This window comes from Halopiger aswanensis, from assembly GCF_003610195.1.
GTDB lineage: Archaea > Halobacteriota > Halobacteria > Halobacteriales > Natrialbaceae > Halopiger > Halopiger aswanensis.
The window spans coordinates 689,265-701,231 of the sequence record NZ_RAPO01000002.1; the positions used below are offsets into that span (position 1 = coordinate 689,265).

At 65.5% G+C, this 11,967-nt stretch carries 11 protein-coding genes; 8 read left to right on the top strand and 3 right to left on the bottom strand.

The annotated features are described in order from the left end of the window. Window positions 1-76: 76 nt before the first annotated feature. A complete protein-coding gene (gfo6, locus tag ATJ93_RS10510; protein WP_120244599.1) occupies window positions 77-1,150 on the bottom strand; it encodes a D-xylose 1-dehydrogenase Gfo6 in 1,074 nt (357 codons plus the stop codon). Between the two features lie 321 nt (window positions 1,151-1,471). Here gfo6 and ATJ93_RS10515 point away from each other — a divergent pair, with 321 nt between their 5' ends. The 8 genes from ATJ93_RS10515 to ATJ93_RS10545 all read left to right on the top strand — a co-directional run bounded on the left by ATJ93_RS10515 (window position 1,472) and on the right by ATJ93_RS10545 (window position 10,390). Further along, window positions 1,472-2,245: an SDR family NAD(P)-dependent oxidoreductase gene (locus ATJ93_RS10515; protein ID WP_120244600.1), complete on the top strand. Its 774-nt coding sequence runs from the start codon at window positions 1,472-1,474 to the stop codon at window positions 2,243-2,245. Window positions 2,246-2,465: 220 nt separating this feature from the next. Next, window positions 2,466-3,749, top strand: a complete 1,284-nt coding sequence (locus ATJ93_RS10520; protein ID WP_245977546.1) for an extracellular solute-binding protein — start codon at window positions 2,466-2,468, stop codon at window positions 3,747-3,749. A gap of 1 nt (window position 3,750) precedes the next feature. Next, window positions 3,751-4,668, top strand: a complete 918-nt coding sequence (locus tag ATJ93_RS10525; RefSeq protein WP_120244602.1) for a carbohydrate ABC transporter permease — start codon at window positions 3,751-3,753, stop codon at window positions 4,666-4,668. After that, on the top strand, window positions 4,665-5,531 hold the full coding sequence (locus tag ATJ93_RS10530; RefSeq protein WP_120244603.1) for a carbohydrate ABC transporter permease: 867 nt from the start codon (window positions 4,665-4,667) through the stop codon (window positions 5,529-5,531). The genes ATJ93_RS10525 and ATJ93_RS10530 overlap by 4 nt, the downstream gene beginning before the upstream one ends. A 6-nt stretch (window positions 5,532-5,537) precedes the next feature. After that, a complete protein-coding gene (locus ATJ93_RS10535) occupies window positions 5,538-6,218 on the top strand; it encodes a hypothetical protein (protein ID WP_120244604.1) in 681 nt (226 codons plus the stop codon). Next, window positions 6,215-6,352, top strand: a complete 138-nt coding sequence (locus tag ATJ93_RS23650; protein WP_170155557.1) for a hypothetical protein — start codon at window positions 6,215-6,217, stop codon at window positions 6,350-6,352. The genes ATJ93_RS10535 and ATJ93_RS23650 overlap by 4 nt, the downstream gene beginning before the upstream one ends. Continuing rightward, entirely contained in the window at window positions 6,349-7,566 is a 1,218-nt protein-coding gene (locus tag ATJ93_RS10540) for an ABC transporter ATP-binding protein (RefSeq protein WP_120244605.1), read from the top strand. Before ATJ93_RS23650 ends, ATJ93_RS10540 begins: the two co-directional genes overlap by 4 nt. Before the next feature lie 31 nt (window positions 7,567-7,597). Next, window positions 7,598-10,390: a sugar-binding domain-containing protein gene (locus ATJ93_RS10545; RefSeq protein ID WP_120244606.1), complete on the top strand. Its 2,793-nt coding sequence runs from the start codon at window positions 7,598-7,600 to the stop codon at window positions 10,388-10,390. Window positions 10,391-10,419: 29 nt separating this feature from the next. Here the strand turns inward: ATJ93_RS10545 and ATJ93_RS10550 are convergent, their stop codons facing one another. After that, window positions 10,420-10,857: a universal stress protein gene (locus tag ATJ93_RS10550; RefSeq protein ID WP_120244607.1), complete on the bottom strand. Its 438-nt coding sequence runs from the start codon at window positions 10,855-10,857 to the stop codon at window positions 10,420-10,422. A 289-nt stretch (window positions 10,858-11,146) separates the two neighbouring features. Continuing rightward, a complete protein-coding gene (locus ATJ93_RS10555; RefSeq protein WP_120244608.1) occupies window positions 11,147-11,911 on the bottom strand; it encodes an IclR family transcriptional regulator in 765 nt (254 codons plus the stop codon). Window positions 11,912-11,967 lie beyond the last annotated feature (56 nt).

The following is an 11,967-nucleotide window of genomic DNA, read 5'->3' on the forward strand; positions in this document are numbered from 1 at the left end:
TCTCGAGCGGGGCCGGGTCGAGATCGAACTGGATCTACAGTAATCGCGAGTAATCCGCGGCGTCGCCGCCGCCCGATTAGATGTCGACGGGTTCGTCCCGCTCGGCGGCCTCGTGGATCGCCTCGATCGTTCGGAGATCCTCGAGCCCGTGGCGGCCGTCCGGAAGGATCGGTTCGTCGCCGAGGACGCGGTCGGCGAAGTAGTCGAACTCCTCGCGCATCTCCTCGACTTCCGTGAAGTCGGTATCCTCGATGGTCGCCTCGACGCTGCCCGAGGAAAGGTGCAGCGTGGCCTCGCCGTGGAACGCGGGCGAGAGCTCGATAAGACCGTCGGTGCCGATGATCTTGAGTTCGGTGTCCTCCTGGGCGTGCTGGCTCGTCGTACAGACCAGCGGAACGTCGTCCTCGAGGGTGAGCGTAATCGTGGCGAACTGGTCCGGAACGTCGTCGAACGCCTCGTGGGTGGAGGACATGTGGGCCTCGGCCTGTACCGGATCCCGCTCGAGGAGGAAGCGCGCGGTGTTGATCGGGTAGATCCCGAGGTCCATCACGGAGGTACCGTAGCCCGTAACGTCCGAGTCGAGGCGCCACTGGTCGGGGTCGGGGATCATCTCGAGGAGCGGCTGGGTGTTGTTGCCGTAGACCTGCGTCGGCTCGCCGATGAAGCCGTCCTCGATGAGTTCCTTGGCGCGGCGGACGGCGGGTTCGGTGTGCATCCGGTAAGCCGTCATCAGCGGGATATCGCCGTCCTCGGCGGCGTCGACCAACTGCTCGGCGCGCTCGACGGTCGCCTCGAGGGGCTTCTCGCAGAGGACGGCCTTGCCGAGTTCGGCCGCGGTTTCGACGTACTCGAGGTGGTAGGCGTTGGGCGTGCCGATGTAGACGGCGTCGTAGGCGTCGGTCGCAGCGCCGTCGTGGTACTCGTCGTACGTGATCCCGCGGTCGACGTCGTGTCGGTCGGCGAGCCGCTGGGCCTTCTCCGTGGACGAACTGACCAGTACCGCCGTCTCGCAGTAGTCCGTCTGTTCGATCGCCGGGATGACGACGTCGACCGTCCACCAGCCGAGGCCGAGCAGGGCGAACCGAACCGTCCCGTCGCCCGCCGTCTCCCAGTCCCGCGTTGCGAAGTCCGTGACCATCGTAGCGTCCATGTGCGACGTTTCGGACCGGGTGAATAAAACCGTTCGGTGCTGCGCGAACGGCGGCGCGGTCGGGCGACCGAGACGGCTCCTGCGACCCCGAACCGATCGAGAGCCGAGACACGAGTCGCTACGGCGTATTTCTTGATTAGAAACAAAGTCGCTGCTAGCTCGAGATTTACAATCGTATTTTTGTAACCCGAACACTCGGTGTGAATTGATACCATGGGGGACGACGGATCTATCCGGCGAATCGACTCGTTCCCTAATACGAAACGTGGCTCGAGGTCGTTCATGAAAACGTTCATGATGGTCGCTGTGTTCGCGTGACACATGGACGAGTATACGCATACCCCGGTCACCGTCGCTGACAAGCGTGCCGTCGTCGTCGGCGGCACGAGCGGGCTCGGGCAAGCGATCGCCGTCGGGCTCGCGGCCGACGGCGCGGACGTCATCGCGACGAGTCGCTCGGAAGACGCGGTCGACGAAACGGCCGCCCTCCTCGAGGAACGGGGCGCGACGACGGCCCGAGTCACCTGCGACGTCACCGACCCCGAGTCGCTCGAGGATCTCCGGGAGGTCGCCGAGGAAACCCTGGGCGGGATCGACGTCGTCGTCTCGTCGGCGGGGGCGATTTCGCGCGACACCGTCGTCGGAATCAGCGACGACGAGTGGGATTTCGTCACCGACGTTCAACTCGACGGCGTGCGACGCATCACGCAAACGTTCGCGCCCGCGATGGACGAGGGCGGGAGCATCATCAACATCTCCTCGCTCGCGGCGCGGCTCTCGATGGCGAATCTGCCGGCGTACTCGGCGGCGAAGGGCGGCGTCGAGGCCTTTACGCGGGCATCGGCGAAGGAACTCGCGCCGGAGATTCGGGTCAACGCTATCGCGCCCGGCTTCTTCATTACGCCGCAAAACGAGGAGACCTACGCCGACGGAACCGAGAAGCGCGAGCGCATCGACGAGCGGACGCCGCTGGGGCGGGTCGGCGAGCGCGAGGAACTCATCGGCGCAGCGATCTACCTCGCGAGCGACGCGTCCTCGTTCGTCACCGGCGAAGTACTGACGGTCGACGGCGGATTCGCCGACAGCGCGTTCTGACGGGGTCGAACCGATACCCGTGATAACGGCAAACCGGGGAGTCGCTCCGTCGCAGTTGTCCTGCGAATCGCCGACGATTGTACTGCCGGAAACACCCACCTTATTCCGGTTTTGACGCCCCTGACGACGATTATTCTAGGCGTACTGACCGGAAGATACATATATTATGTTTAATTCATACACTTGTGTGCCAATGCGCAACATCAACAGGGGTGAGACTATGTCACGCCCACCCGACAGCGGCTCGTCGCGACAGGTGAGCCGTCGCCGCGTACTGCAAGCGACGGGCGCTGCCGGATTGACCGGTATCGCCGGCTGTACCGGATACGTCGGTAGTTCGCGGGACGGCGTCGAGTACTGGACCCTCTTCGGCGGCGGCGACGGGGCCGTCATGGAGGCGATGGTCGACGAGATCAACGCGGGCGACGAGTACGACCTCCAGATCAACCGCCAGCGGGTCCCGTGGGACGAACACTACGGTCGGCTCTACACCTCGATGGTCGGCGGGAACCCGCCCGACGTCGCGGTGATGCACTCGCGGATGATGCGGGACTACGAGGACAGCATCGTCCCGGTTACCGACGAAATCGGCCTCGAGCCGTACCTCGAGGAGGTCGCCCAGGGCGGCGTCGTCGACGGTGAACAGCTCGCCGTTCCGCTGGATACGCACCCGTTCGGGCTCTACTACAACAAGGAAGTGTTCGAGGAAGCGGGGCTCGATCCGGAGGACCCGCCGAACACGGCCGACCGGTTCTACGAGTGCGCCAACGCGATCGTCGAGAACACGGACTACTACGCCTTCGACTACTTCGAGGGCCAGTTTCACGCCGAAGTCATGCGGATGCTGTTGCACGGCCGCGGCGGGCAGATCCTCACCGAGGACTACGAGCCCGCCTTCGACACCGACGACGGCCACGCGGTCGTCCAGGAGATGCACGACTGGGTGCACGAACACGAGTGGGCCCCCGTCGACCCAGGGACCGGCTGGGACGCGTGGAACCGCGGCGAGGTCGGCATGAAGATCGAAGGGACGTGGCACATCAGTATCGTCCGCGAGGCGGGCTTCGAGTTCGGCCTGACGGAACCGTTCATCATGCCCGAGGCGGACAGCCCCGTCACGGTCGGCGACAGTCACATGCTGATCATCCCGCAAAGCGACGAGCGCGACCAGGCGCGACTCGAGGACGCGATCGAGACCGTTCGCCTGCTCACACAGGAGTTCAACGCCCGGTGGGGATCCGAGGCCGGTCACCTCCCCGCCAGCAAGGAGGCGATCGAGAGCGACGACCTTCGGGAGTCCGACACGTGGGACCAGACGCTCGAGACGTTCTACGGGATGGTCGAGAACGACCAGTTCATCCGGCCGCCCGCGACGCCGAACGTCGAGGAGTACACGGAACAGATCTACCAGCCGCTCGACGACATGCGCGCCGGCAACATGGCGCCCGAAGCAGTGATCGAAACCGCCACCGAGGGCGTCAGACAAACGTTCAACAGGAGATAACATGGCACAAGCAACCCAACAAACCGACGCGAACGCGGACGAATCGGGACCCGTCGACCTCTCGGAGTCGTCGGTCCGTGAGCTACTCGCGGGAGGTACCTTCGCACTTCCCTATCTCCTGATCGCCGGGACGTTCCTGTTCGGACCGCTGCTGCTCGCGCTGTACATGAGCTTCCACGACTGGAACGCACTCGATCCGGCTCAGTCGCAGTTCATCGGCCTCGAGAACTACCGGGTCCTGCTGTCGGATCCGGACTTCTGGAACGCGCTGCGAAACACCGTCTACTTCGTCGTCCTCACGGTGCCGCCGATCGTTATCGGCTCGCTGTTTCTGGCGCTCGGCGTCAACCGCGACGTGAAGGGCAAGTGGCTGTTGCGGACGATTTTCTTCAGTCCGTACGTGCTGACCGTCGCGGTCGTCGGACTGCTGTGGACCGAGATTTTCAGCGCCTCGGGACTGGTGCCCTACTACGTCGGCGGCGGCAACTGGCTGACCGACCATCAACTCGCGATGCCGGCGATCGCCATCGCGACGATCTGGTGGCAACTCGCGTTCAACTTCATCATCCTGCTGGCCGCGCGCCAGAACGTGTCGGATCGCCTCTACGAGGCGGCGAAACTGGACGGTGCGAGCACCTGGCGGATGATGCGCGATATCACGATTCCGCAGATGCAGAATCCGCTGATATTCGTCGTCATCGTGACGTTCGTCGGCTCCTTCCAGGTGTTCGGACAGCCCTTTATTATGACCGACGGCGGCCCGTCGTTCTCGACGACGACGATCGTCCTGTACCTCTACGACACGGCCTTTACGGGCCGGCAGTTCGGGTACGCCGCCGCGGTCGGTTACGTCCTCTTTATGATCCTGATCGCCGTGTCAGCAACCAGCTACTACTTCCTCGGAGGTGATAACCGATGAGCGTCGAATCGCGCGGCCTCTTCGACGAGGTCTCGCTGTCGAACACCCGTCTGCGGACGATCGCCCTGTACGTGGGGCTCTACGGGACGGCGGCGCTGTTCCTGATCCCGTACTGGTACATGTTCGCGACGTCGTTCATGACGCGCGATCTGGTCTACGCGGAGGTGCCGTACCTGATCCCGTGGGACCTGACGCTGTACTGGTACGAGTACCTCCTGACGAACTCGCTGATCGTCCAGTGGACCGTCAATACGGTCATCCTGGCCGGAATCACGACGGCGGTCGTGATCCTGGTCGACGCGATGATCGCGTACTCGCTGACCCGACTCGAGTGGCCCGGCCGCCGCGCTATCTTCGCGGTCATCGTGGCGAGTTTCATGGTGCCGGGCATCGTCAACCTCGTCCCGGTCTACATCATCGTCAGCGAACTCGGCCTCGTCAACTCCGTCTGGGGCGTCGTACTCCCCAGCGCGGCCAATCCGCTCGGCGTGTTCATGCTCGTCCAGTTCTTCAAGGACATTCCCGAGGAGTTGGAGGAGGCGGCCCGCCTCGACGGGTTCTCGCGCCTGCGGATCTTCACCCACATCGTGTTACCGCTGATGCGGTCGGCGCTGGCCGCACTGGGGCTGTTCATCTTCATCTGGACGTGGAACGCCTTCGTCTGGCCGCTGCTGATCTTCCAGAGCGACGCGATGTACACGCTGCCGATCGGGCTGGTGACGCTGCAGGACAACCTCGGCGTCACCGAACCGGGCGTCATCATGACCTCGGCGGTCGTCGCCTCGGTGCCGCTCCTGTTGGTGTTCCTGGTCATGCAGCGCCACCTCGTCCGCGCGGTCGAAATGCAGGGGACCACGAAGTGATCCACGATGCGCCAACAACAGATCCAACCGCAATCGAGCGACCTCGACCCGATGTACGCCTCGCTCCGGCGAACGACGCGGTTCGTCTGGGACAACCTCGTCGAGGTAGTCCAGATCAGCCTCGCGTGGTTCCTCGCGGCGCTGCCGATCGTCACGATCGGGCCGGCGACGGTCGGGGCCTACCGCGCCGTGCTCTCGCTTCGCGAAGGCGACGGCGAGTCGGCAGACGGCATCGATTGGCCGGCAGTCCTCGAGACCGTCCGCGCGGGGTTCGTCCACGCGACGCTGCTGTCGTTCGTCCCGCTCGTGTTGCTCGTGAGTGCGGCCAACTACGTGCTGGCGTACCTCGCGAGTGGCTCGGTGACGGCGGGCCTGCTCGGCTTGGGCTGTCTGTACGCGGGGCTGTACGCCGGCCTCGTCTCGATGCCGACCCTGCTGGGGCTGGCGTCGGGGAAACCCGTCCTCGAGGCGTTCGCGGACGGCTACCGCTGGACGGCCCGTCACGCGGTCGGCGCGGTCGCCCTCGGCGTCGTGACGGTCGTCCTGTTCGTCGTCAGTTCGTTGCTAACCGTCGCCGTCGCGGTGTTGTTCGCCGGCGTCGCGTTTGCGCTGCACGTCGAGTTCGTCGCGAGCGTCTCGGCGCCGGCCGAGGCGAGCCCGGTCGCCACGGAGGTGACCGACGCGTGAGCGGGATCGACGACCGAACGCGGATCGGCACCCCGGAGACGGGCGAAGCAGGTGCAATCGCGGCCAGCGCAGTTGCATCGACGGCAACGATCGAAAACGACGCGCACGACGCGCGAACGGTGCTACGACAATGAGCGACGCAAACGAACTCAGCGACACGAACATCGAAGCGGCATCGACGGCGGAGACAACTACGGACGGGGAATCGGCCTCCGTCACGTTCGACGACGTCCGGAAGGTCTACCTCGACGACTTCGTCGCGATCGAGCAGTTCAACGCCCACATCGAGGACGGCGAGTTCATCACTATCGTCGGCCCCTCCGGTTCGGGCAAGTCGACGCTGCTGCGGATGATCGCCGGCTTAGAGGAGATTACGGACGGCGACATCAGAATCGGCGACGAGAGCATCAAGGGCGTCGAACCGCAGGATCGTGGCATCGCGATGGTGTTCCAGAACTACGCGCTGTACCCGCACATGTCCGTCCGGAAGAACATGTCCTACGGGCTGAAGCTGACGACGGACATGTCCGACGAGGAGATCGAGCAGCGGGTCGAGGAGACGGCCGAGATGATGGGGATCGGCGACCAACTCGACGCCAAACCCAGCGAACTCTCGGGCGGCCAGCAACAGCGCGTCGCGACCGGCCGTGCCATCGTCCGAGACCCGAAGATCTTCCTGATGGACGAGCCGCTGTCGAACTTAGACGCGAAGCTCAAGGTCCACATGCGGACCGAACTCCAGCGACTGCAGGAGGATCTGGGAACGACGACGATCTACGTCACCCACGACCAGCACGAGGCGCTGACGATGAGCGACCGGATCATCGTCCTCGACGGCGGCGAGCTCCAGCAGTTCGCGACGCCCGAAGAAGTCTACAACAACCCGGCCAACCGGTTCGTCGCGGACTTCATCGGCAGCCCGGCCATGAACTTCTTCGACGTTTCCCTTTCCGGCTCGACGCTCGTCGGCGACGGGTTCACCTACGAGGTCCCGCCGTCGATCGTCGACGAAATCCGGGAGTCGAACGCCGGCGACGACCTCGAGCTCGGCATCCGCCCGGAGGACATCGAGTACGGCGGCAACGGCGACACGATCGCCGCGACCGTCGACGTCGTGGAGGTCGCGGGCAGCGACAACTTCGTCTACCTCGACATCGAGGGCTCGGAGTGTCGCGTCCGCGTGCCCGGTGACGTAAAGCCGGACGTCGGCGACCGGGTCGAGATCGCGTTCGACCCCGCGGATATCCACCTCTTCGACGAGCGGACGGGCGACAATCTGCTGGCCGACATGCGACGAGATTCGCGGGCCGAGACCGAAGCCGAGACTGAAACGGAAGAGGCCGCCTAACGGCCGCGGAGAGCGATTTTCGATTGTATTCATGAGTTCAGAGACACACTCGAGCGCGACCGCGAGCAGCGACCGGCGGCGGATCGACCTGACCGGCCCGTGGCAGTTCGTTACGGACCCCGACGAACGCGGCTGCGAGCGCGACTGGGCGGCCCCGGAGGGCTCGCTGCCCGACCGGGTGCGGACGGTCGAGGTCCCCCACGTCTGGCAGGAGCACGACGAGTTCCGCGAGTACACCGGCACCGCGTGGTACCGGCGGACGATCGACCTCGAGGCGCCGCCCGTGGGAGACGGCGACGACGGGCGCCGCGCCCTCCTCCGGTTCGGCGCCGTCGACTACGAGGCCGTCGTCCGGGTCAACGGGGACCGCGTCGGCTCGAACCGGGGCGGCTACCTCCCGTTCGCGGTCGACGTCACCGACGCGCTGGTCGCCGGTGAGAACGCGATCGCCGTCGAAGTCACCGATCCGGACGACATCTCGGAGATTCCCCACGGGAAGCAGGGCGAACCGTGGTACCAGCGCGTCAGCGGGATCTGGCAGGACGTCACTCTCGAGTACGCCCCAGCCTGTCGCGTCGAACGACTCCGCGCGACGCCGAACCTCGCGGACGACAGCGTCCGGATCGAACTCGAGACGACGGCCGACGCCGTCGCCGCCGTCGAGGGCGAGAATCCGTCGGCGGTCGACGCAACGATCGCCGTCGAACGCGACGGCGACGCAGTTGCATCCGCGACGACCGCCCTCGAGGCCGACGGCGCGGCCGAGGTCACGCTCTCGATTCCCGACCCCGACTACTGGACGCCCGAGACGCCAGCGCTCTACGACGTGCGGGTCGCCCTCGAGCGCGACGAGACCGTCGTCGACCGCTACGAGGACTACTTCGGGATGCGAAGCGTCGAGGCCCGCGACGGCCGGATCTACCTGAACGGCGAGCCCTATCCGATCCGCGGCGCGCTCGAACAGGGCTACTACCCGAAGACGCTGTACCGGCCGTCCGAGGACGGCTGGTTCGAAGAGGAGGTGCGGACCGCCAAGGACCTCGGCTTCAACCTCCTGCGCAAGCACATCAAGCCGGCCCATCCCGACTTCCTCGAGTGGGCCGACCGGCTCGGACTTCTGGTCTGGGAAGAGCCGGCGAACCCCGCAGTGTGCACGGAGCGCTCCAAGACGGAACTGGCCGACCAGCTCCGGGGGCTGCTCGAGCGCGATTACAACCGGCCGAGCGTCGTGATCTGGAGCATCTACAACGAGGAGTGGGGGATCGGCAACCCGCAGGGGCTCGACGTCGAGACGTCGCTGTGGGACGACGAGTCGAAGCAGGCCGATCTGGCAGACCTGTACGAGGAAACCAAAGCGGCCGATCCGACGCGGCTCGTCTGTGACAACTCGGGGTGGGCCCACGTCGCGACCGATATCAACGACTACCATCGCTACTTCGTCAGCCCCGACCGCGCCGACGCGTGGGCGGCCGATCTGGACGGGATGATCGACACTCCCGAAGCGAACTACGCGGCGACCGAAACCGATCCCGACGACGCGCCGATCGTCGTCTCGGAGTTCGGGACGTGGGGCCTGGGCGATATCCGGGCCGTCGAAGCCGCGTACGACGGCGAGCCGCCCTGGTTCGACTACGAGTTCCTCCCCGAGGGGCTGAAACGGCCCGCCGGCTACCGCGAGCGGTTCGCCGACTCGACGCTGTCCGACGCCTTCGAGGACCTCGAGACGCTGGCCGAGGCGTGGCAGCGCCGCCAACTCCGCTCGAACAAGGACGTCATCGAGCAGATGCGCGACCGCGACGAGGTCGCGGGGTACGTCCTGACCGAGTTCTCCGACATCGAGTGGGAGTTCAACGGCCTGCTCGACTACCGGCGCGAGCCGAAGGGGACCGTCGAGGCGTTCGCGCAGGTCAACGCTCCGGTCGCCGTTCAACTCGATCTCGAGGAGCGAGCCGTCTGGGACGACGGACGGATCGCGGCGGACGCGGTCGTCGTCAACGACACCGCCGAGGAGGTCGAAGCGGCTCTCTCCTGGGCCGTCGGGAAAGAATCGGGGCGGCAAACGGTCGCAGTCGATTCCGTCTCGAGGGTCCGGATCGCGGATCTCATCGACGTCCCCGCGTCGACTGTGACGGCTGACGCCGATACGGTGGCGACAGAGACGATCACCCTCGAGTTCGGCGACGCGCGAACCGCGGAACCCGTCACTGCCTGCCCGCGCTCCCGGCCGCGGTTGCACGCCGGGCAAGACGATCGGTCAGCCGATGCTACGGTCTACGTCGACGACGACGCGCTGCGAACCGTCCTCGAGGGCCGCAACTCCAACTGGACGGTCGGCGACCGGCTCGAGGGCGACGTCGACGTCGCGCTCGTCACTGCGATGACCGACGACGTGCTCGCGTACGTCCGGGACGGCGGCGACGTGCTGGCGGTCGCGGACGCTGACGGCTCGGTCGCGGACAGCGATAGCGCAGCGGCGTTCGACTACCGCGACCTGCCCGAAGACGAAAGCTGGAACCTCGTCGCCTCGCTGCTGTACACCGTCGACGAGCGCCTCGAGCGACTGTTCGGAACCGTTCCGGGCTGGGAACTCGACGGGCTGTACCCCTACGCGGTCGCGGATGTCGACTCGGCCGACGACGTGGCCGTCGGTTACGTCGAAGGATGGCTGGCGAACCCCTCGGCCGCAATCGCGACCCGCACCTACGGCGACGGAACGGTGCAGACGTGCACGTTCCGGGTCGCCGACGCCTACGGCGAGCACCCGACTGCGACCGTCCTCGTCGACGACCTACTCTCGAGACGCCTCGAGTCGGCCGCCCGGTGACCCGCGGGTGAGGCGCTCGAACCCGCCGCCTACCCACGCTCCCGCTCGTCCATAACCGCAAGCACCGGACACGACGCGTCCAGCAACACGGACTGGGTGACGCTACCGAACAGCGCCTTTCCGACCGGCGACCGCGAGCGGCCCCCGACGACGATGTAGCGCGCGTCGACCTTCTCGGCGTACTCGAGGATCTCCGCGGGCGCCTCGCCGGTCCGGCCGACTGCCTCGTACTCGTCGGTTACTCCCTCGGCGACGTCGGCGAGGACCGACTCGGCGATCTCCTGCGCCCGCTCCGGCGTCACCGAATCCTCGATGTTTAACGATTTGGTGATGAGTTCGCGGTGGGACGGGCCCTCGTAGACGAGGACGGCGTGCAACGGTTCGTCGAACCGGTTCGCCAGCGTCCACGCTTCGCTGAGCACCCGACTCGAGCCCTCTTCGCCGTCGATCGCTGTTACGACGACCATGGCCGCACACTCCACGACGGGACGTAAATAAATTCCCTCGCGCCTCGGTCGCAGTAGCCGTTCGACCCGTCGGTTCGATCGATGACGGAGTCGGTCAACGGGCCCGAAACGCCGCCGATCACCGCGTCCGATAGGGGCGGACACAGATTGTCAGCCGGCGACGACCGAACCGGTCGAACCGACGTGTAATGTTACAATCATACGGGTGTAATGAAACGGACGAGTCAGCCCGAGTACGGCGTCGTTCGTGGCAAAAAGCGGATTTCAGTGTCCGACGGAGCCGGACGACTTACGAATACGTCATGTTGACTTCGATCACGTTCGCGGTGCTCAGGACGTGCTTCGGAATCTCCTCGTCGAAGCGGTCGTCGGTGAACCGGTTCGTCGGGCCGGAGACGCTGATCGCACCGAGAGGTTCGTCGTTCTCGTCGCAGATCGGCGCTGCGATACAGCGCATGCCGAGCACGCGTTCCTCGTCGTCGATCGCGTAGCCGCGGTCGCGGATCGCCTCGAGTTGAGCCTTTAGTTCCGTCTCGTCGGTGATCGTCCGCTCGGTCACGCCCGGCAGTCCGTGGCGGTCGATGATCTCGTCGACCGTCGATTCCGACCGGTGGGCGAGGATCGCTTTACCGAGCGCCGTCGTGTGGAGGTGGACTCGCTTCCCGATGTGGGTGTCGAGCGTGACCGCGTCGTCGCCCTTGAACTTGTTGAGGAAGATTCCCTTCCCGTGTTCCTCGATCATCAGATTGGCGTGCTCGCCGGTCTCCTCCGCGAGCTTTTTGATCTCCGGCGAGGCGACCTGATACAGTTTCATCCGGCTCCGGGCGAACCCGCCGAGTTCCAGAAACCGCGCGCCGACGTGGTAGGTCCCGCCCTCGTTGACCAGGTACTCGGCTTCGGTCAACGTCCGGAGATGGTCGTGAACGGTACTCTTGGGCATCTCGAGTTCGTCGGCGAGTTCGGCGACCCCCGCCCCCTCGAGTTCGTGAAGGGTTTCGACGATCTGGAAGGTCGTCGCGGCGGCCTGCACCGGGTATTTGGGTCGTTGTGACATTGTGACGTAGTTGCGCACCGATCTATTTAATAGTTATCCGGTGTGACCGGATCGAA